Here is a 21,638-nt window from a genome sequence, read left to right as displayed (position 1 = left end):
AGCTACCTGACCCCAAGCTGCTCCAGCACAAACGCATACGACTCGGCGAGTTCGCGGTAGCGGCGGAAACGGCCGGACTTGCCGCCATGGCCAGCTTCCATGTTGGTGCGGAAGACGATCGGCTGGGTGCCGGTGTTGTCGTCGCGCAGCTTGGCCACCCACTTGGCGGGCTCCCAGTACTGCACCTGCGAATCCCACAGGCCGGTGCCGACGAACAGGGCCGGATAGGCCTGCTTGGTCACGTTGTCGTACGGGGAGTAGGACAGCATGTAGTCGTAATAGGCCTTCTTTTCCGGGTTGCCCCACTCGTCGTATTCGTTGGTGGTCAGCGGGATGCTGGCATCGAGCATGGTGGTGACCACGTCGACGAACGGTACCTGCGCAACCATCACGCGGTAGTCCTGCGGGGCCATGTTGGCCACCGCACCCATCAGCAATCCACCGGCACTGCCACCGGAGGCGGCGACGCGATCCTTGGCGGCGTAGCCCTGTGCCACCAAGCCACGGGTGACGTCGATGAAGTCGGTGAAGGTGTTCTTCTTGTGCAGCAACTTGCCGTCGTCGTACCACTGGCGGCCCATTTCCTGGCCGCCGCGGATGTGCGCGATGGCATACACCACGCCACGGTCCAGCAGGCTGATCGCCGGCAGGTTGAATGCCGGGTCCATCGACATGCCGTAGCTGCCGTAGGCGTACTGGAACAACGCGGCACTGCCGTCCTTCTTGAAGCCCTGCTTGTACACCAGCGACACCGGCACCTTGACGCCGTCGCGCGCGGTCACCCAGACGCGCTCGGTGACGTACTTGCCGGCGTCGTAACCGATCACCGGCTGCTGCTTGAGCAACTTGCGCTCGCCGGTCTGCGTATTGAGTTCGTACGTCGTGGCCGGCGTGGTCAGCGAGGTGTAGCTGTAACGCAACCATGCGGTGTCCGGCTCGGAATTGATCGCCAGGCCCATCGAATACGCAGGCTCATCGGCCTTGACGTACTCCTGGCTGCCGTCACGCTTGAGCAGGCGCACGCGTTCCAGGCCGCCGGAGCGCTCCTCGACCGCGGTGAAGCCATCGAACAGCTCGAAATTCTCGATGTAGACCTTGTCATCGTGCGCCACCCAGTCGGTCCACTGCTTGCGCGTGGTCGCGTCGGTGGGTGCGGTCACCAGCTTGAAATTCTTGGCACCATCGGCATTGGTGCGGATCACCCAGCGGCCGTCGAAATGCTCGGGGTGATATTCGACATCGCGCTGGCGCTTGGCCAGCAGCGTGAACCGCTCCGGATTGTCGGCCGGCGCGTAACGCGTCTCCGACGACACCGTGCTTTCCACGCCGATGGTGATGTACTTGTCGTCGCGGGTACGGCCGATGCCCATGTAGAAGCTGTCGTCCTTCTCCTCGTAGACCAGCACGTCGTCCTTGGCGGGCGTGCCCAGCACGTGTTTCTTTACGCGCACGGTGAGCAGCGTTTCCGGATCGTTTTCGACATAGAACAGGGTCTTGTTGTCGTCGGCCCAGACCACGTTGGGCGAGACGCCTTCCACCGTGTCCGGGTAGATCTCGCCGGTGTCCAGGTTCTTGAAGCGGATCGTGTACTGGCGGCGGCCCACCGCATCGTCGGCCCAGGCCAGGATGCGATTGTCCTGGCTGACTTCCGCATCGCCGACGCTGAAGTACCCCTTGCCCTGCGCCATCTGGTTGACGTCGAGCAGGATCTGTTCCGGCGCCTCCATGCTGCCCTTGCGACGCGCCTGGATCGGGTAGTCCTTGCCGGCTTCGAAGCGCGTGTAATACCAGTAGCCACGCTCGCGATACGGCACGCTGGCGTCGTCCTGCTTGATGCGCCCGACGATCTCGGTGTACAGCGTGTCTTCCAGCGGCTTGAGCGGCGCCATCACCGTGTCGGTGTAGGCGTTCTCGGCATTGAGATAGGCCAGCATCGCCTTGTCCTCACGCTTGTCGTCGCGCAACCAGTAATAGTCGTCATCACGGGTGGCACCGAACGGGGCCTTGACCACATGCGGACGCTTGGCCACGTCCGGCGGCGATGGCAGAGCTGCGAGGGCGGAAGGAACAGATGTGGTCATCAGGCTGGCGATCAGAAAAGAGAGGACAGGCTTCATCAGATTGGGGTCCGTTGGATGAACGCAATGCCATCCCAGCGCCCGAGTGTAGAAGAGACCGGCGCGCAGCGTCATGTGCCAGGGGGGGCCGGTAGCGCGCTTTCCCGTGCAGTAACAAATCCCGCGCCGCCGCTGGTCTACCATCATGGCGATGGATACCACGCCTCCGCACTTCTCCGGTTACAGCCGCCGCAGCCAGGACATCGCCCCGTTTCATGTGATGGCGCTGCTGGCGCGCGCCAATGCGCTGGAACAGGCCGGCCACGATGTGATCCACCTGGAAATCGGCGAGCCGGATTTCACCACCGCCGCACCGATCGTCGCGGCCGGACAGGCCGCACTGGCGGCGGGACACACCCGCTACACTGCTGCACGTGGCCTGCCCGCGCTGCGTGCCGCCATCGCCGGCTTCTATGCGCAGCGTTATGGCTGTGATCTCGACCCGGAACGGATCCTGGTCACGCCGGGCGGCTCCGGTGCATTGCTGCTGGCCAGCAGCCTGCTGGTCGACCCGGACAAACACTGGCTGCTCGCCGACCCCGGCTATCCGTGCAACCGGCACTTCCTGCGCCTGGTCGAAGGCGCCGCGCAATTGGTGCCGGTCGGCGCAGACACCGATTACCAACTGACGCCTGGCCTGGTCGAGGCCTGCTGGAACGCCGGCAGCGTCGGCGCACTGGTCGCCTCGCCCGCAAACCCCACCGGCAGCGTGCTGTCGCGCGCGCAACTGGCTGACCTGTCGCAGGCGCTGCATGCACGCGGCGGGCATCTGGTGGTGGACGAGATCTACCACGGCCTGACCTATGGCATGGACGCGCACAGCGTGCTGGAAGTGGACGACAGCGCCTTCGTGCTGAACAGTTTCTCCAAGTACTTCGGCATGACCGGCTGGCGCCTGGGCTGGTTGATCGCCCCTCCGGCGGCGGTGCCCGAGCTGGAAAAACTCGCGCAGAACCTCTACATCAGCGCCTCCACCATCGCCCAGCACGCCGCGCTTGCCTGCTTCACGCCCGAGAGCATCGCCATCTTCGAAGCCCGCCGCGCCGAGTTCCGGCAACGCCGCGACTATCTGCTGCCGGCGCTACGCCAGCTCGGCTTCGACATCGCCGTCGAACCGCAGGGCGCGTTCTATCTCTACGCCGACATCAGCGCATTCTCGGACGATGCCCAGGCCTTCTGCGCGCATTTCCTGGAAACCGAGCATGTCGCCTTCACCCCCGGCATCGACTTCGGCGTCCACCGCGCCAACCAGCACGTGCGCATCGCCTACACGCAAAGCCTGCCGCGCCTGGAACAGGCGGTGGCGCGGATTGCGCGTGGGTTACAAGGCCTTTGATCAGACGGCCGGCAGTGCGCACGGCTCCTCTGGGTAGCGCCTGGCCCTAGCCGCAGGTTCACTGCGCCGATGGAAACAGCCGTGACTGCTGCTGGCCGCTGTTTTTGCACTGCTGTTTGCGGGCAGGCCTCGCGCTGAAGCGAGGCCTGCACCGCAGCCGCGCCTGGCAGTACGTGCGCCCCGTCCCGGCGTCGCCGGTTGCGTGCGCATGTACCCTCATCCGCCCTTCGGGCACCTTCTCCCGGCGGAGAAGGAAAAAAAAGCCCTGGCCATTTGGCCCAGGGCTTCTTCAAGGCACCGCATGAGCAACGCAATCGCGTTACCGACTGCGTTCGATCAACGCCTGATCAATCGGCCAGTCGCTCCCACAGGAAGCTGTAGGCCAGCGCCGCCATGTGCGCTGCCTGCGCGTTGTTGGCCGCGCCGCCGTGGCCGCCTTCGATGTTTTCGTAGTAGGTCACGTCCTTGCCGGCCTCGATCATCTTGGCGGCCATCTTGCGCGCGTGGCCCGGATGCACGCGGTCGTCGCGCGTGGAGGTGAGGAAGATCACCGGCGGATAGGTCTTCTTCGGATCGAACAGGTGATACGGCGAGAAGGTCTGGATGAATTTCCAGTCGTCGGTGTCCGGGTTGCCGTATTCGGCCATCCACGAGGCACCGGCCAGCAGATGGCTGTAGCGCTTCATGTCCAGCAGCGGCACCTGCACCACCACCGCGCCAAACAGCTCCGGATACTGGGTCAGCATGTTGCCGGTCATCAGGCCGCCATTGCTGCCGCCCTGCACGCCCAGGTGCCTGTTCGAGGTGATCTTGCGCGCGACCAGATCCTTTGCCACCGCGGCCATGTCTTCATAGGCCTTGTGGCGGTTCTGCTTGAGCGCGGCCTGGTGCCAGCGCGGACCGTATTCGCCACCGCCGCGGATGTTGGCCACCACGTAGACGCCACCCTTTTCCAGCCAGGCGCGGCCCAGTCCGCCGGAGTAATTCGGCGTCATCGAGATCTCGAAACCGCCGTAGCCGTACAGCAGGGTCGGCGCGCTGCCATCGAGCGTCAACGCCTTGGGCCGCACCAGGAAATACGGCACGCGGGTGCCGTCCTTGCTGGTGGCGAAGTGCTGCTCGATGCTGTCCTTGCCGGCATCGAAGAACGCCGGCATGGACTTGAGCGGCTGCGGCGCGCTGCCCACCTCCACCCACGACAAGGTGGTCGGGGTCAGGTAGTCGGTGACGGTCAACCACAGCGCGTCGCTGTCGTCGCTGTCCACCGCGCCGACATCGACGGTACCGAATGCCGGCGCACCGACGAAGGCGCTCTTCTTCCAGCCATCCTGCGTGGGCGTGATCACGCTCAGGCGGTTCTTGACGTCTTCCAGCACGTTCAATACCAGGTGCGACTTCGTCCACGCCGTGCCAGCCAGCGACGTGCTGTCGGTGGGCTCGAACAGCACATCGAAGCTGCGCTTGCCGGCCATGAAGTCGTCAAACCGCGTCGCCAGCAACGAGCCGGCCTTGTAGGTCTTGCCGCCCACGGTCCACGGGTCGCGCAGCTCCAGGGTCAGCCATTGCCGCTTGACCGACTTGCTGGCCGAGTTGGGTGCGTCCACCTTGACCAGCTTGCCGTCGGCACCCTTGAGGTACAGCTCCTCGTTGTAGAAGGCCAGCGTACGGCTGACGAAATCGCGCTCGAAGCCGGGCGTGTCGTCATGCATCGCCGCGATGTACATGTCGGTGGGCTTGCCCTCGTACACCACCGTGGCGGCGCTGAGCGGGGTGCCGCGCTTCCATTGCTTGGCGATGCGCGGATAGCCGGAGCTGGTCATGCTGCCGGCACCGAAATCGGTGAACACGTAGACGGTGTCCTGGTCGATCCAGCCCAGCCCGCCCTTGGATTCGGGACGAAAGAAGCCGTCCTTGACCCACTGCTTGCCGGCCAGGTCGAACTCGCGGGTGACATCGGCATCGGCGCCGCCGCGCGACAGCGCGATCAGGCAGCGCTGGTAGTCCGGGCGCAGGCAGTCGGCGCCGTGCCAGACCCAGTTCTCGCCTTCGGCCTTGTTGAGCGCATCCAGGTCCAGCACCGTTTCCCACTTGGGCGCCGGCTTGCGGTATTCGTCCAGCGTGGTGCGCCGCCACAGGCCGCGCTCGTGCTGCTTGTCCTTCCAGAAGTTGTAGTAGTACTCGCCGATCTTCTGCACGCCCGGGATCTTGGCATCCGAATCCAGCACCTCGCGGATGCTGGTTTCCATCTGCTTGAAGGCCGGCGTGGCGGCCAGGCGCGCCTCGGTCTTGGCGTTCTGGGCCTTGACCCAGTCCAGCGACTTGGCACCGGAGACATCTTCCAGCCAGGCGTAGGGATCGTTGGACACGGCGGTTTCCTCTGCAGAGACGGCGCCAGCGGTGATCAGACCGGCAACCAGGCAGATCGAGGCGAGTTTGGACATGAATGTTTCCGGGAGAACGAACGCCGGGAACGTAGCATAGCCCTCCGCCGCCCGACCCTGCCGAAGGTCAGGCCGCGCGCGCCTGTGTCGCCGCACGCGACGTGCTGCGTCGGCGTTGCGCCTGCGGCCCGCGCCGACGTGGCGCACCGCGCCGCGCACCTGGCCGCACCAGTGCCGGCAATGCGAACCGGTGCAGGCTCCACCAGGCTAGCATCGGCATGCCGACCAGCCACAGCGGCAGCCAGCCGATCCACTCGCTATGGCCGCGCGCGGCCGGCCAGACCAGCACCAGGGCCAGGCCGGCCAGGGCGATCTGCCGGACCGGGCGCAGCACGCGCGGGTCGGGACGTTCGGAACGACGGGAAGGACGAATCGACATGGCGGCACTCCGTGGCAGGAAGGATCGGGACAGGCCGGCAGGATTGCCTGCGCCCATCTCACCGGCTGCGACCTGGCCGCGAAACCAGCAAAAGCTCCGGCACCAAGACGCTCCGGCACGGCAGCGGCAGCGCTCCCGGCGACGCGACCAGCACCGCCAGGCCGCCAACGGCACCCTCTTTCGCACCCAGACCCAGTCCCCGGATGCCGCGTCTGCGACAGCCGCGTGCGCCAGACCCGACCGTTGACGCGAACTTGCCCCCTGCATGCGGTAGTGTGCTGCTCCAACTGCCCCTTTGTGATGTTGCGATGCGCCTGACCGTTACGATCGCCCTCGCTTTTCTGTTCGTCCTCGGCCTGCCCGTGGCATCCGCCAAGGACACGCCTGCCAGCGAGCCGGCAGTCGATCTGTCCAAGATCATGGGCACCTGGTACGTGATTGCGCGTATGCCCAACCCGGTGGAGCGTGGCCACGTCACCAGCCGCGACGAGTACACCCTGGTCGAAGACGGCAAGGTGGCGGTGCGCTATCTGTACCGCGAAGGCTTCGGCGAGCCGGAAAAGGAGGTCAACGCGCGCGCCTCGGTGGACGCCGAGAGCGGCAACCGCGATTGGCGGGTGTGGTTCTACAAGGTCATTCCGGCCAAGCAGCGCATCCTGGAAATCGCGCCGGACGGCTCATGGATGCTGATTTCCTATCCCGGCCGCGACCTGGCCTGGATCTTCGCGCGCAAGCCGGACATGAGCCGCGACCAGTACCGCAAGCTGGTCGACAAGATGCGCGACGACTATTCCATCTACACCGACAAGCTCAAGCGCGTGCCGCAGTTGCGCGAGCAGGTGGACCGCCTGGGTTTTGAAGTGCCAAGCAAGCGCTGACGCACGCTCAGTCGTAGTTGCTCAATGCCAGCGATAGCAGCGCCTTGGCCTGCTCGCGCAGCGAGACCGGCTCGACGATCTCCGCATCCGAGCCGTAATGCAGCACGTCCATCAGCAGCTCGCGCGAGTTGCTATAGGGCACCTTGAGCTCATAACGGCCATCGGCCAGAAAGCGGCCCTGCTGCTTGGAGTGCCAATGCTCGTCGGCAACCCAGCGCGCGGCCTTGGCACTGAACACGATGGTGGCCCAGCCCTTTGGCGCGCCGGAAAAGATGCCGTAGCTGGCCGCCAGCTGCTCGTCCAGCTCACTGTCGGGCACATCGCGCGGCACGCTCTCGAGCAGCCGCGCGTGGTTGATGCGGTCCACCGCAAAGCTGCGCACGCCATCGCGGCCGTGGTCCCAGGCGTCCAGGTACCAGTTGTCGCGGTAGTGGGTGATGCGCTGCGGAGACACGGTGCGCTTGGTCGATTCGTCGGTGGAACGGGCGCGATAGTCGAAGCTCAGCTGCTTGCGCTCCAGTACACCCGAGGCGACGGTGCGGAAGCTGGCCTCGTCCAGCTTGCGGCCGCGGTGCGGAATCACCCGCACCCGGTCCACCGGCCATTGCGACACACCGGCCTGGGCGGCCAGCAGTCCTTCGATGCGTTGCTGCAGCGGCGCCAGCATCGAGGACAACACCCCGCCGCCGGTGCGCGCCAGCAATTGCTGGGACGCCAGCAGCGCGTGCAGCTCCTCCGAACTCAGCCACAGGCCAGGCAGTTCGAAGCGATCGCTTTCCCCGGAGAGATAGCGGAACCCCGATTCGCCGTCGCCTTCCACCGGCGCCATCAGCGCATCGCGCAGGAACGCCAGGTCGCGGTACACGGTTGCGCGGGAACAGCTCAGCTCATCCTGCAGCCGCGCCACCGTGACCGGGTAGCGTGCCGACTTGAGCAAGCGATGCAGGGAATTGATGCGTTCGTAGCGGTCCATGCGTCGATTATGTCCGAGTCTTTGCGTGGCGGGGTGAGCGTCGATGTCTACCGGCAATCATGCCCGCAGCGACGCCGCCGCGGCGGTGCCACCGTGGCCAGCGCGTTCGCCTGTGCTGCGCGCGGGCCGGATCTGCCTGCGAGGTGCGCGACCGGGCCAGTCGCTGCCGTTTCGGAGCCGGCGCCCCAACCTCTTCTGAAGCGTAGCGTTCACTCGCTCATGACGCAGCCGATCAGTCCGTTATCATGAAATCGCTTCCACCCTTCTTCGCCCCTGTCCTCCAAAGCGAGCCGCCCATGTCCCGCCGTGCCCCGTTGTCTGCCCTGCTGCCACTGTTGTTGATCACGCCCACCGTCTGGGCCCAGGCAGTCGCACCGGCACCGGCGGACCCCGCTGCCGCCGTGATGCCGTCGCCGTGGAGCGGGAGCAGTGGCGAGCTCGGCTACGCCGCCGCCCATGGCAACAGCACCACCGACAGCCTCAACGGCCGGGTCCGCTTGCGCTACACCGACGGCGACTGGATCCATAGCCTGGATGCCACCGCACTGCGCTCCAGCTCCGAGTACACCAATACCAACGACGACGGCAGCACCTCGCGCGAACGCCAGACCACGGCCGAGCGTTACACCGGCAGCGCCGGCAGCGCGCTGCAGCTGGGCGAACACCGCCAGCTCACCGCCACCGGCCGTTACGAACACGACGACTTCGCCACCTACGACCGCCTGGCCACCTTCGGTATCGGTTACGGCACGCGCCTGATCGATGCCGAGCGCTTCTATCTGGATGCACAGATCGGCCCGGGTATCCGGCGCGCGCACAACAGCGACGAAGACCGCAACGAGACCGGCCTGATCGGGCGCGGGCTGTTCGACCTCAAGTACACCGTCACCGACAACACCGACCTGATCAACACGCTGCTGGTGGAATCGGGCGAATACAACACCTACGCGCAGAACGATTTCGGCGTGCAGGTCAGCATGAACTCGCACTTCGCGCTCAAGGCCGCCTGGCAGATGCGCCACAACAGCGAGGTCAGCGACGGCGACAAAAAGACCGACACGCTGACCACGGTGAACCTGGTCTACACGTTCAAATAAGCAACCACGCCCCGTAGGAGCGGACCTGGCCGCGAGGAGCCTTCCCGGTAAAGCCTCTCGCGGCCGGGGCCGCTCCTACGAAGAGCCGCTCCTACGAAGAGCGGTGCCTTTGGCGGACAGGCCGCGACGCGGCGGTCGATCGCCCCACGTTCGAATACGCAGCCGCGCCCTGTAGGAGCGGACCTGGCCGCGAAGGGCTTTCCCGGTAAAGCCCCTCGCGGCCGGGGCCGCTCCTACGAAGAGCGGTGCCTTTGGCGGACAGGCCGCGACGCGGCGATCGATCGGTCCACGTTCGAATACGCAACCGCGCCCGGTAGGAGCGGACCTGGCCGCGAGGGGCTTTCCCGGTGAAGCCCCTCGCGGCCGGTGCCGTTCCTACGACGAGCGGTGCCTTTGGCGGACAGGCCGCGACGCGGCGGTCGATCGCCCCACGTTCGAATACGCAGCCGCGCCCTGTAGGAGCGGACCTGGCCGCGAGGGGCTTTCCCGGTAGAGCCTCTCGCGGCCGGGGCCGCTCCTACGAGAGCGGGCGTTGCGTGAGGCGGTATTGCTTGCTTGGCGGCGAGGGCTGGACTTGCACCTGCCGCCATCTCGATGCCGACTGCGTTACAGGTACAGGTGACGCGGCGGCGTGTTTACAGCTCGGCCAGCAGCTGCGCGGCGCCCTTGTCGAACAGGCCTTGTGCGACCAGGCGGCCCAGTGCCTCGGTGTCGTCGGCGCTGCCGTGCGCCTCGGCGTGGATCAGGCGTCCGTCGCTGGCGCTGCCGACCATGCCCTGCAGGAACAGGCCCTGCCCCTCCCAACGCGCGAATGCCGCCACCGGTACGTGGCAGCTGCCGTGCAGCGCGCGATTCATTGCCCGCTCCGCTTCCACGCAGGCGCGCGTGCGGCCGGCATCCAGCACCGCCAGCAGCCCGTGGATGCGCGCATCGTCACCACGGCATTCCACCGCCACCGCACCCTGGGCCGGCGCCGGCAACCAGTCGGGGACGTCCAGGCGCGCGGTGATGCGTGCATCCAGGCCCAGCCGCTGCAGGCCGGCGCAGGCCAGCACGATGGCGTCGTAGCCACCGTTGTCGAGCTTGGCCAGGCGGGTGTTGACGTTGCCACGCAGGTCGATCAATTCCAGATCCGGGCGCGCGGCGCGCAACTGCGCCTGTCGCCGCAGGGAGGACGTACCCACGCGCGCGCCCAGCGGCAGCGCCTGCAAGCTGGCATAGAGGTTGGACACCAGCGCATCGGCCGCATCGCCGCGCTCCATGATCGCCGGCAGCACGAAGGGCGCGTCCAGCTCCATCGGCACGTCCTTGAGCGAATGCACCGCGCAATCGGCCTCGCCGCGCAACATCGCCAGCTCCAGCTCCTTCAGGAACAGGCCCTTGCCGCCGATCGCGGCCAGCGAGCGGTCCAGCACCTCATCGCCACGGGTGCTCATCGGCACCAGCGCGACCTCCAGCCCCGGGTGGTGCTGGCGCAGCGCGGTGGCGACGTGTTCGCTCTGCCAAAGGGCGAGCGGGCTCTTACGGGTAGCGATGCGGAGCGTGGTCATCGGGCCATTATCACGGACCGGGCGCGGAACTCCTACCTGGGCCGCACGCCGGCGCCCGCAACACCGCGCCGCCGATCGGCCAATGCACCCGGCCACACCCGGCATGCCGCGCGCTAGCGCAACTGCTCGCGCAGGCTGGCCACGCAGCGGCGGCTCACTTCCAGTGGGTGCGGCACGTTGCGCAGCACCGCATGCACCTGGCCATCGCCGCTGCGGCGCAGCTCCACCAGCTCGGCGCGCGCGACCAGGCAGTTGCGGTGGATGCGTACCAGGCGATCGGCAAACTCGTCTTCCAGCGATTTGAGCGACTCTTCGATCAGGTCCTCGCCACGGCTGTGGTGGACGATGACGTATTTTTCCTCGGCCTGCAGGTAGCGGATATCGCCGATGGCGATCAGCCGCAGGCTGCCGCGCAGGCGTGCGCACAGGTGCGTGCGCGGCGGCGCGGCGCTGGGCGCACGCCCGGCCAGAAAGGTGGCCACCTTTTCCAGCGCGGCGGCCAGGCGTTCGGGGCGCACCGGTTTCATCAGGTAATCCAGCGCGGCGGCATCGAAGGCCGACAGCGCATGCTGGTCGTAGGCGGTGCAGAACACCACCGCCGGCTGCGGCTGGTTCTGGCGCAGCAGGCGCGCGGTTTCCAGGCCGTCGACGCCGGGCATGGCGATGTCCAGCAGCACCAGATCCGGATGCAGGTGGTGGCACTGCTGGAGCACCTGCTGGCCGTTTTCGGCCTCGCCGATCACTTCGACATGCGGATGTTCGCCCAGCAGCAGGCGCAGGCGCTCGCGCGCCAGCGGCTCGTCATCGGCGATCAGCACCCGCACTTGCGTGGCCGTCATGGACATCCCCCTTCGCTGCAGCGACTCCCCCGTCACGACAGCGGCAATGTGATCTCACAAGCATAGTAGCCCTCGGCCCAGCTGGCCGCCATCCGTGCCCCGGCCCCGAACTGGAATGCCAGCCGGTGCGAGATGCTGGCCTGGGCGTGGCCGGCACCGGCCACCAGCGGCAACTGGGTGCCCGGCTGCGGGGCGGGATTGACGATACGGATCTGCAACTGGTTGTCGCGCTGGCGCAGCGACAGGTACAGCGTGCCGCCCTCGGGCATGCGCGAGACGCCATGCAGCACGGCGTTCTCCACCAGCGGCTGCAGCACCAGGCGCGGCATCGGCAGCTCCCATGGCAACGGCTCCTGCCGATGCCAGCGCACCTGCAGGCGCTCGCCCAGGCGCAGTGATTCGATCGCCAGATAGCGCTCGGCCAGTTCGCATTCGGCGCGCAAGCTGGACACGCCTTCGCCGGCACCGAGCGCGGCACGGAACAGGTCCGACAGATCCAGCACCGCCTGCTCGGCCACCACCGGGTCGCGGCGCAACAGGCTGGCGATGAGATTCATGCTGTTGAACAGGAAATGCGGGCGGATGCGCGCCTGCAAGGCATCGGCCTGGGCACGCGCATTGGCCTGCACCTGTGCTTCCCAACGGTCGCTGACGTAGAAGTAGCGCAGCGCCAGCGCGGTGATCAGCACCACGGTCGCCGCGCTGCCCAGGGTGAAGCGCCAGAAGCCGACCAGGGGGCCAAGCGGGGCCTGGTCGAGCGCCGCATACAGGGCATGCACGATGCCGGCACCGAGCATGGCCACCACCGCGGCGATCGACAGCGCGGCCAGCGCGCCCACGCGTGGCGGTAGCCGCGACAACGACGGCCGCAGCACGCACAGCAGCACGCTGACCGCCAGCGCCAGCCACAGCGCCAGGCCGCTGGCCGAGACAAAGCGCGACACGGTGATAGTGCGCGCCGCACCGGCGTCGGGCACCAGGGTCACCACCAGCACCACCAGTTCGGCCAGGCCCAGCATGGCGCCCAACCGTGGCAGCCGGCACAGGTCCGGCATCCAGGCGATCTGGGGCGCGTGCTGGGCCATGACCTCAGGCGGCGGTGAAGCGCGCCTGCATCCAGTTGCGCAAGGCCTCGATCTCTTCCAGGCAGACCTGGTGGCCCATCGGGTAGGTGTGCCAGTCCAGTTCGAACCCGAGCGTGCGCAGGGTCTGCATGCTGGCCTGGCCGGCACCGAACGGCACCACCGGATCGGCCGTGCCGTGGGCCATGAACACCGGTTGGCGGGCGGCAGCCGGCTGCAGCTGGCTGGCGGCCGCCGCCGGGTCTGGCAGGTAGGTGGACAGGGCGATCAACCCGGCCAGCGGCACGCGGCGCTGCAGCCCGACCGCCAGGGTCACCGCGCCGCCTTGCGAGAACCCGGCCAGCAACAGGCGCTCGGGAGCGATGCCGCGGGATTGCTCATGGGCGATCAACGCCTCGACCTGGGCCACCGATTCGGCGATGCCGGCCTTGTCGGCGCGCGTGGCGAAATCCATGCCGACGATGTCGTACCAGCCGCGCATGCGCACGCCATTGTTGATGGTGATCGGGCGGACCGGCGCATGCGGAAACACGAAACGCAGCGCCGGCCACTGCGGGCGCACCAGCTCCGGCACCATCGGGGCGAAGTCACTGCCATCGGCGCCCAGGCCGTGCAGCCACAGCACGGTCCATTGCGGGTTCGGTCCGGTCTCGCGTTCGATCACTTCCAGCATCATCCAGCTCCGCTTGCGGGCTGGGCATTATGCCTTGCGCCATCGGCCGGGCCGCTCACGGAGCGGCCAAGCGACATGCGCGTGACCCCGGGTCGCCACTGTCGCGGCCTGCCTGGCAGGACAGGCGGGTAGCTCACGCTGCGCATGGCCATACCGCCATGCGCCCGGCAGGCGCTCAGATCAGCGACGGCTCCAGCGCGGCGGCGCGGCGCAGCTCGGCCGCTCGCACCAGCACCTTGGGCGGATCGAGCTCTTCGGGAATGCAGAAGATGCCGGCGCGGCGCAGACCCAGGCCGGTGCGACGCAGCGAGGTCAACGCCACCACCGGGATCGATACCGCCATGCCCACGATCACCGGCGCCATCCAGGCCGCCAGCGACGGCGACACCGTATAGGCCACCGCCCCCATGAACAGGCCGAACACGGTCAGCCCGCCGTAACTGCGCAACAGCGCCGGCCACGACAGCTTGCCGTCGTCGCGCACCTGCGCGTCCCACCCCGAATCCTTGCCGGCCAGCACTTCGAACACGCCGCGCGACTGCAGGTACATCACCACCGGCGCCATCAGGGCCGCCAGCACGGTTTCCAGCAGGATGCTCAGCAGCGCGCGGATCGCGCCGCCGCAGGCACGCAGCTCGCGCGGGTTGAGCAGCAACGCGATGTAGCCGAGCAACTTGGGCGCCAGCAGCACGAACATGGTGCAGACAAAGATCCAGATCGCATTGCCCTGACTGCTGCCATGCCAGTAGCGGGCGGGCGAGAACGGCAGGTCGCCGGCCAGATCGATGCCGCCACCAGCCAGCGGAATGCCGATGCCGATCAGCATCAGCAGGCCCCACATCGGCGCGGTGAAGTAATGCCCGATGCCGATCAGCATGTGCATGCGGCTGATCCAGTGCAGGCCCTTGGCGCCGACCACCTTGGCATGCTGCAGGTTGCCCTGGCACCAGCGGCGGTCGCGGATCAACAGGTCGGTCAGCGTGGGCGGGCCTTCTTCGTAGCTGCCCTGCAGGTAGGGCACCATGTGCATGGCCCAGCCGCCGCGCCGCATCAGCGCCGCCTCGACGAAATCGTGGCTGAGCACATGGCCGCCGAACGGCTTGCGCCCGCGCAGCGACGGCAGCCCGGCATGGTCGGCAAAGGCCTGGGTGCGGATGATGGCGTTGTGGCCCCAGTAATTGCTCTCGGCACCGTGCCACCAGGCCACGCCGAAGGCGATGATCGGCCCGTACACGCGCCCGCCGAACTGCTGCATGCGGGCGAACAGGGTCTGCCCGTTGACCACCGCCGGCAGGGTCTGGATCAGGCCCACGTCCGGATTGTTTTCCATGCCGGCGACCAGCCGCACGATGGTGTCGCCGGTCATCACGCTGTCCGCGTCCAGGATCAGCATCTGCGGGTAGTTGCCGCCGAAACGGCGCACCCAGTCGGCGACATTGCCGGCCTTGCGCGCGGCATTGTCGGCGCGGCGGCGGTAGAAGATGCGCCCGTGTCCGCCGACGCGATCGCACAGCTCGTTGTAGACCAGTTCCTCGGCAGCGCCGATGTGTTCGCGGGTGGTGTCGCTGAGCACGAAGAAGTCGAAATGCTCCAGCTGGCCGGTCTCGGCCACCGATTCGTAGATCGCCTGCAGGCCGGCGAGCAGCCGGCGCGGGTCTTCGTTATAGGTCGGCATCAGCAACGCGGTGCGCGTGTGCAGGGTCGGCAGCGGAGCGTCCGGGTCGATGCCGAGCTTGCGTCCGGCGCGCGCCACCACGGTGACGAAGCCGGCCACCGCGCTGGCGAAGGACATCGCGATCCAGGCAAACAGCAGCACGAACAGGCCGAGCAGGCAGCCTTCCAGCACGCTCAGGCCATCGGGCCACAGCACGCTCAGCATCACCCAGACCGCCACCGCAGTGGTGGCGACGGTGCCGCCAATCAGATAGAAACGCCGCAGGCCGATGCCGACTGGCGCGGTGCGCTGATGCGGCACCTGCAGGCGACCTTCGCGCAGGGATTGCTCGGGCATGGCCAGCGGCGCTTCCGGTGGCAGCGTGGGCTGACCGGCGTCGAGGGCGGAAACGGGGGGAAGATCGGTTGGTGCGGGGGAAAGAGTCACTGTGCCGTCCATCAAGGCTGCCCGCCGCACGATCGCGGCAGTGTGGGCTGAAGCGGAAGATCCCTACCCGCTACGCGTGGCGCCGCCGTCGCATGCACCCTGGTCCGGGCAGGCCCGGCGGTGCGCGACCACGTCGCAGAATTAGCAGCTCTAAGACCACTCCGATGCACAAGCTCTCCTGGCTGCGACGATGACGCCGCGGCTCATCTTAAAGAATCGACCGTTAAAGGAAACGAAGGCCGCGCTGCAGTCTTCGCCCCACCTGACGAGGACCGCGCGGCAGACTACGCCGCAGCGACCGAACGCTACCCCAACAGATTGCAGTCTGGCACGCGTGCCGTCACGGGCGTCAAACCACGCTGTCGTGTCAGACAAATGCAATAGATGTGCCAGGAGGCGCAATCGGTTGTAGCGACAGCCTGCCGGCGCTGGCGATCGCGGCGATGACGTTGACCGGATTGCGACGGCAGGCGCGCGTCAGGGGGGTCTCGAAATCAGCGCTATAGGCCCGCGCCGACCTTGTTCTGGCCACGGGCGGTGCGTTCCGCACTCTGTAACCGCTTCAAGACAACCGGGATTCTCGCGTCGGTGCCGCGTCTAGATGCAGTCAGAAGGCCAGGTCAAACGCCTGGCGGGTCGAGGGCGCGGCGCCCTCACCGCTCGCGGGACACGCCGTGAACCCCTCCCTGGGGGCTCGGTGGCGGCCTCCATGCCGCCACACGGTCCCGCGAACGGCGAGGACACCGCACCAGGCAGTTGGTCGGCTGTTTTCTTGAAAGCGTGTTGCCCGGCTTGCGGGGAGCAGACGAGACGTTTGCAGGTTGCGTGTTGGAGGCCTGTCTGCCGCTCGGCTTGCGCGAGGAACTGATCGGACGCAACGTGATTCGAACAACGCACGCCATGCCCTGCTTGCACCACGCACACCGCCATCTCGACTGGTCCTTGCCCGCCCACCGTCGCAGGACCTTGAGCGGCATGGATGCCGCGCCAGAGCCTACACGGACGTACTTGCGGCGTGTCCTGCGATGGTGGGCGGGCAAGGGCCCTGCAGCCAACCCGCGGCTCTGCCGCTCTGGCGCCCTCACCGCACGCCGATGCGCTGGCATTGGCTTGAGAGCCGGGCCTCTCATCAACCGCTCTGCAAACGACGCATGCGTGGCACCGAGCCTGCCTGGACAACCGCAGGCTCACCGCCTTGAAGCAACTGACAAGACCTCCCGAGCACCAGGCACGTGGCTTGAGCCGGATGGCGACATGCACACGGGGCACATGCCGCATCGGGCAACAGCGACGCCGCTGATGGAAGCGCCGTCGCCGCGTCAGCCGTCCTACTTGCGCGCCGCCTCGCTGGCATCGCGGGTGGCGCGGAATTCCGAATCGTTGCTCCAGTTCGGCCACTGGCGCGAATCGGCCAGCTGCTGGCCCAGCGCGTACAGCACGCCCAGGTCACGCGCGGCACCGGCGAAGGTCCAGTCCGGCTTCCACTCATCGCCCTGCTGGTGATAGCGCTTGGCGGTGTAGTCGTCGGAGGCGGCCTTGCCTGCGGCCACGCCGCCCACTTCCCAATCCTGCCCGGCCGCATACGACAGCGCCGGCACGCCCCGCTTGGCGAAGGAGAAATGATCCGAGCGGAAGAAGTACCCCGCCTGCGGCTTGGGATCGGGCGTGTAGCGCAGCTTCCACTGGCCGGCGACGGTCTTGAGCTGATCGAGCAACTGGAGTTTTGCGGTGCCGTAGATGCCGAAATCGCGCGACGGCACGAACGGGCTCATACCGTCCATGTTGATCACCGCCACCGTGGTGTCCAGCGGGTACAGCGGCTTGGAGGCGTAGAACTCCGAGCCCAGCAAGCCCTTTTCTTCGGCGGTGACGGCCAGGAACACCACCGAGCGCTGCGGCTTGGGGCCGGCGGCAAAGCCGCGCGCCAGTTCCAGCAGTGCGGCCGTGCCGCTGGCGTTGTCCAGCGCGCCGTTGAAGATGGTGTCGCCGCGTGCGTCCGGCTTGCCCACGCCGATGTGGTCCCAATGCGCGCTGTAGATCAGCGTTTCATCCGGATGCGTGCTGCCATCCAGCCGCGCCACCACGTTGTGCGAGGTGATCACATCGGATTTGACCTGGTAGCTGGCGCTCAACCCCTGGCCCTTGAGTTCGACCGGCTTGAAGCCGCGCGTCTGCGCCTGCTTCTTCAAGGCATCGAAATCCAGCCCGGCCTGCTTGAACAGGTCGGCGGCCAGGTCGCGCTGGATCCAGCCTTCCAGGGTGGGATGCGCGGTGCGCGGGTTGTCGCGCACCACATCGAACATGGTGTTGGTGTTGGAGCTGGCCACCGTGTCCCAGCCGTAGGAGGCGGGCGCGGTTTCGTGCACCACCAGCACGCCGAGCGCGCCCTGGCGTGCGCCTTCTTCGTATTTGTAGGTCCAGCGGCCGTAGTAGGTCATGCCGGCGCCGTCGAAGGCGCCCTTGCCGGTTTCGAAGTCCGGGTCGTTGATCAGCACCACCGCGATCTTGCCTTTCAGGTCCACGCCCTTGAAGTCGTCCCAGTCGCGCTCCGGCGCCTTGACGCCGTAGCCGACGAACACCAGCGGTGCGTTGGCGATGTCGACCTTGGACGAGCCGTCCAGCGCGGCGCGGATGGCGATCTGCTTGCCCTGGGTCAGCGCCTGCGGCTTGCCGGCATGCTGCAGGGCGATGGTCGGGGTGCCGACGATATCGGCGCGGCGCAGCGGCACCGCCTGGGTCCAGGCGCGCTTGCCGTCGCGCAGATCGCCGCCCGGTTGCAGGCCGGCAGCGGCGAACTGCTTGCTCAGGTAGGCGATGGTCTTTTCTTCGCCGGCAGTGGCCGGGCCGCGGCCTTCGTAGGCATCGGAGGCCAGCTCCTTGACGTCGCGCGAGATGCGCGCGCCATCGAAGGTCGGCGTGGCCGCCATCAGTGCGGTCGAGACCGCCATCGCCAACATTCCCATTGCAACGCGTTTGGTAACAACTCGCTTCACTGCAGCACCCAGGTAGTGTCCGAACAGCCCTGGAGTGTAGCCACTGCGGCGTTCGATCGGGTGTGCACGGCGGCAACCGATGCGCGCGGCGACGTGCAGAGTGGCAGCGACGCAGCACTGATCGACATGGCCAGGTGGCGATGCCATGCGACGACGCTGCCACCGACGCGCGGCCTGCGCTGTGCGGGCGCGTCATGGCGCCGGGTGGCGTCCAGCCGCCGCATGCCGCGACGGCCGACACTGCAGCGCTACCGCTGGCGAGCGCCGATGCGTCTCAGAACAGGTCGACGCTGCCGACCTGCTGGGCAACCTGGCGCATCTGCCCGCTGGCCACCAGTTCGGCGTAGACCTCGGCGCGGTTGCGGCCATGCTGCTTTGCCCAGTACAGCGCCTTGTCGGCCTCGTCGAGCAACTGGCTGATCAGCCGGCCGTCGGTCAGCTCGACGATGCCGGCGCTGAGCGTGACCTTGCCGACCTGCGGAAATACATGCTCGGCCACCGCCACACGGAAGCGCTCGAACAACGCCACCGCCGTGTCGCGATCCACTCCGCGCAACACGATCACGAACTCTTCGCCACCGAAGCGGAACAGCAGGTCGTCCTGACGGAAGCAGCGCTGCATCAACTGGGCCACCAGCAGCAGCACCTCGTCGCCATACAGATGGCCGAAGCCGTCGTTGACGCGCTTGAAGTGGTCGATGTCCACGATCCCCAGCCACACGCCTTCGCTGGCCGCTGCATCCGCGCCACCGGAGAACAGGCGCAGGATCACATCGTCGAAGGTCTTGCGATTGCGCAGGCCGGTCAACGCATCGCGCTGGGCATCGTCGAGCAGGCTGCGGTAATTCTGGAAGAAACGTGCAAAACCCTGCAGCATCACCTGCTCGGCGGCGCCGGGTGCGCGCGTGCCGCCCACGCGCAGGCAGGTGCGGATCCCGCGTGCTTCCATCATCGGATACACCAGCAACGCGCGGCCGTCCTGCTGCAACTGCACCACATCGCCCGGCCCGTGCAGGTCGGCCAGCTGCGTGCGCAGGTGCGCGTCGTGGATGTCGGCCACCGTCAGCGACAGCCGGCCATCCTCGCGCAGCCGCGTCTCGGCCATGGTGCGGCCATCCGGGGCGATGCGCAGCAACGACAGCTCCTCGGACGCGCAGACCTCGCGCATGGTGCGCAACAGGCTCAGATCGAGCAGATCGGCGTCGCGGATGGCGGTCAGGTCCACCATGCGCTCCAGCAACGGTGCCGTGGTCATTGCCGCACCATCCCGCGGGCGGACGCAGGCCCGCAGCGCCGGTCACGGCACGCGGGCACACCTCTCGGGCTGGAACGCACTGGCATCACGACGGGTTACCGGCAATCTCGATGCCGGTTCATCGGCGCTGCGCGCGCGAACTTGAGTCTGTCCGCCGGCCGCCGCCGCGCACGGCCAGCCGGCGTACACGGATGTGCAGGCGCGCGACAGGCCTGCATCCCTGCGCCGCTCAGGGCAATGCGGACTCCAGCGCATCGTCGCCCAGCGCGTGCGCCTGCATCAGCCGCCGGCTGCCGGCATTCAGGCCTTTGACCTGGACCTCCAGCCCATGGTGGCGCAGCCGCTGCACCACCTTGTCCAGCGCCGCCACCGCGGTGATGTCCCAGAAATGCGCGCGGCTGACATCGATCACCACCGCACGACCGGGCACCTGGCGCGCGTCGAAGGCGTCGATGAACACGTCGGCCGAGGCGAAGAACACCTGCCCGCGCACGTGGTAGGTGCGCACGCCATCGTCGCCGTCGCTGTGCGTGATCTGCAGCAGCCCGGCCACCTTGAAGGTGAAGAACACACCGCTCAGCACCACGCCCACCGCCACGCCGGCGGCCAGGTTGCGGGTGGCCAGGGTCACCGCCACGGTGGCCAGCATCACCACGCTGGAGGTACGCGGATGGGTGACCACGGTGCGCAGCGAACGCCAGTCGAAGGTCTCGGCCGAGACCATCACCATGATCGCCACCAAGGCGATCACCGGCACCTGCGAGACCCACGGCTTGAGCAGCACCATCAGGATCAGCAGGAACACGCCGGCGAACAGGGTCGAAAGACGGCCGCGCCCGCCGTACTTCACGTTGCCCACGGTCTGCCCGATCATGCCGCAGCCGGCGATGCCGCCGAACAGACTGGCAGCGGTGTTGGCCAGGCCCAGCCCGGTGCACTCGCGGTTCTTGTTGCTCGGAGTGTCGGTGAGTTCGTCCACCACGCGTGCGGTCATCAGCGATTCGAGCAGCCCCACCATCGCGATGGCCAGCGCCGGCAAGGCGATGATGCGCAAGGTCTCCAGCGTCAGCGGCACCGCCGGCCATTGCAGGAATGGCAGCGCGTCGGGCAGCTTGCCCAGGTCGGCCACCGTCTCCAGCGGCAGATGCAGGGCCGAGCCCAGCAGCGTCAGCACCAGGATGCACAGCAACGGCGACGGAATCGCCGACACGCCCGGCAGCGGCAGCCGTGGCAGGCCGTAGATGATGAGCAGGCCCAACGCCAACATGCCCCAGGTGGCCAGGTTGGCGTGCTGCAGATGCGGCAGCTGCGCTGCAAAGATCAGCACCGCCAACGCATTGACGAAGCCGGTGCGCACCGAGCTGCTGACAAAGCGCATCAGCACGCCCAGCCGCAACAGGCCGAACAGGATCTGCACCGCACCGGCCAGTAGCCCGGCCGCCAGCAGATAGGGCAAGCCGTGCGCGGCCACCAGCGGTGCGGCCACCAGGGCCACCGACCCGGCCGCAGCGGAAATCATCGCCGGGCGGCCGCCGAAGAACGCGATGACAATCCCGATCACGAACGACGCGAACAGCCCCACTTGCGGGTCGACGCCGGCCACGAACGCAAAGGCGATCACTTCGGGAATCAGCGCAAAGGTAGCGACCGCACCGGCCATCAGTTCGCGCGCAGGCGAGGCGCGCCATTGCGCCAGTTCGGCACGCAGAAAGGACATTGGAAGACACTCCGGGGACAGAAAGGACAGCCTGCGGACAGGCGACAGCGGCGATAGTGTGCGCGAAAGCGACCCGGCCCGCAGCCGGCGTGTGACCAGTGCGGCAATGCGCTTTTCTGTGGTCCGGATCACGCCAAACGATGCGGCCGCGGACCAAGATGCCCCCCTCACCGGGTTCGGGTGTCGAGCCGGGTTCGCTAGGGAGAT

At 67.4% G+C, this 21,638-nt stretch carries 15 protein-coding genes; 3 read left to right on the top strand and 12 right to left on the bottom strand.

Features of this window, described 5'->3' with window-relative positions; genetic code table 11:
* Window positions 1-2: 2 nt before the first annotated feature.
* Complete coding sequence (locus H7A86_RS03240) at window positions 3-2,117, bottom strand: S9 family peptidase (RefSeq protein WP_164739779.1); 2,115 nt, start codon at window positions 2,115-2,117, stop codon at window positions 3-5.
* 151 nt (window positions 2,118-2,268) lie between these two features.
* Here H7A86_RS03240 and H7A86_RS03235 point away from each other — a divergent pair, with 151 nt between their 5' ends.
* Complete coding sequence (locus H7A86_RS03235) at window positions 2,269-3,453, top strand: pyridoxal phosphate-dependent aminotransferase (protein WP_119130662.1); 1,185 nt, start codon at window positions 2,269-2,271, stop codon at window positions 3,451-3,453.
* Window positions 3,454-3,800: 347 nt separating this feature from the next.
* Here H7A86_RS03235 and H7A86_RS03230 read toward each other — a convergent pair whose 3' ends face one another.
* The gene (locus tag H7A86_RS03230; protein ID WP_119130660.1) at window positions 3,801-5,894 is read right to left on the bottom strand and encodes a prolyl oligopeptidase family serine peptidase; all 2,094 of its coding nucleotides are present in this window, start codon (window positions 5,892-5,894) and stop codon (window positions 3,801-3,803) included.
* 67 nt (window positions 5,895-5,961) lie between these two features.
* Window positions 5,962-6,273, bottom strand: coding sequence for a hypothetical protein (locus tag H7A86_RS03225; protein WP_024940223.1), 312 nt, complete (start codon window positions 6,271-6,273; stop codon window positions 5,962-5,964).
* A gap of 308 nt (window positions 6,274-6,581) precedes the next feature.
* Between H7A86_RS03225 and H7A86_RS03220 the strand changes: the two genes are divergently transcribed.
* Complete coding sequence (locus tag H7A86_RS03220) at window positions 6,582-7,151, top strand: lipocalin family protein (protein WP_104583747.1); 570 nt, start codon at window positions 6,582-6,584, stop codon at window positions 7,149-7,151.
* Between the two features lie 7 nt (window positions 7,152-7,158).
* Here the strand turns inward: H7A86_RS03220 and H7A86_RS03215 are convergent, their stop codons facing one another.
* Window positions 7,159-8,124: a helix-turn-helix transcriptional regulator gene (locus tag H7A86_RS03215; protein WP_024940221.1), complete on the bottom strand. Its 966-nt coding sequence runs from the start codon at window positions 8,122-8,124 to the stop codon at window positions 7,159-7,161.
* Window positions 8,125-8,420: 296 nt separating this feature from the next.
* On the opposite strand from H7A86_RS03215, the gene H7A86_RS03210 reads away from it, so the two are divergent.
* Window positions 8,421-9,221: a DUF481 domain-containing protein gene (locus H7A86_RS03210; RefSeq protein ID WP_104583746.1), complete on the top strand. Its 801-nt coding sequence runs from the start codon at window positions 8,421-8,423 to the stop codon at window positions 9,219-9,221.
* A gap of 635 nt (window positions 9,222-9,856) precedes the next feature.
* Here the strand turns inward: H7A86_RS03210 and hemC are convergent.
* The 8 genes from hemC to H7A86_RS03170 form a co-directional block, all read right to left on the bottom strand.
* Window positions 9,857-10,771, bottom strand: coding sequence for a hydroxymethylbilane synthase (hemC, locus tag H7A86_RS03205; protein WP_104583745.1), 915 nt, complete (start codon window positions 10,769-10,771; stop codon window positions 9,857-9,859).
* A 113-nt stretch (window positions 10,772-10,884) separates the two neighbouring features.
* The gene (locus H7A86_RS03200) at window positions 10,885-11,610 is read right to left on the bottom strand and encodes a LytR/AlgR family response regulator transcription factor (protein WP_180708025.1); all 726 of its coding nucleotides are present in this window, start codon (window positions 11,608-11,610) and stop codon (window positions 10,885-10,887) included.
* 32 nt (window positions 11,611-11,642) lie between these two features.
* On the bottom strand, window positions 11,643-12,695 hold the full coding sequence (locus tag H7A86_RS03195; protein ID WP_119130568.1) for a sensor histidine kinase: 1,053 nt from the start codon (window positions 12,693-12,695) through the stop codon (window positions 11,643-11,645).
* Window positions 12,696-12,699: 4 nt separating this feature from the next.
* Window positions 12,700-13,368: an alpha/beta hydrolase gene (locus H7A86_RS03190; protein WP_119130566.1), complete on the bottom strand. Its 669-nt coding sequence runs from the start codon at window positions 13,366-13,368 to the stop codon at window positions 12,700-12,702.
* Between the two features lie 172 nt (window positions 13,369-13,540).
* Entirely contained in the window at window positions 13,541-15,478 is a 1,938-nt protein-coding gene (gene mdoH / locus H7A86_RS03185; protein WP_119129545.1) for a glucans biosynthesis glucosyltransferase MdoH, read from the bottom strand.
* Between the two features lie 1,316 nt (window positions 15,479-16,794).
* Window positions 16,795-18,423, bottom strand: a complete 1,629-nt coding sequence (locus tag H7A86_RS03180; RefSeq protein ID WP_119130564.1) for a M28 family metallopeptidase — start codon at window positions 18,421-18,423, stop codon at window positions 16,795-16,797.
* 310 nt (window positions 18,424-18,733) lie between these two features.
* Window positions 18,734-19,714 (bottom strand): GGDEF domain-containing protein, encoded by a 981-nt coding sequence (locus H7A86_RS03175; RefSeq protein WP_164738999.1) that lies wholly within the window; start codon window positions 19,712-19,714, stop codon window positions 18,734-18,736.
* Window positions 19,715-19,943: 229 nt separating this feature from the next.
* Complete coding sequence (locus tag H7A86_RS03170) at window positions 19,944-21,431, bottom strand: SulP family inorganic anion transporter (protein WP_119129544.1); 1,488 nt, start codon at window positions 21,429-21,431, stop codon at window positions 19,944-19,946.
* Window positions 21,432-21,638 lie beyond the last annotated feature (207 nt).

The organism is Xanthomonas euroxanthea (assembly GCF_903989455.1).
Classification (GTDB): domain Bacteria; phylum Pseudomonadota; class Gammaproteobacteria; order Xanthomonadales; family Xanthomonadaceae; genus Xanthomonas; species Xanthomonas euroxanthea.
Note: the sequence above shows the minus strand (reverse complement) of the source record. Positions and strands in the feature narration are given on the sequence as shown.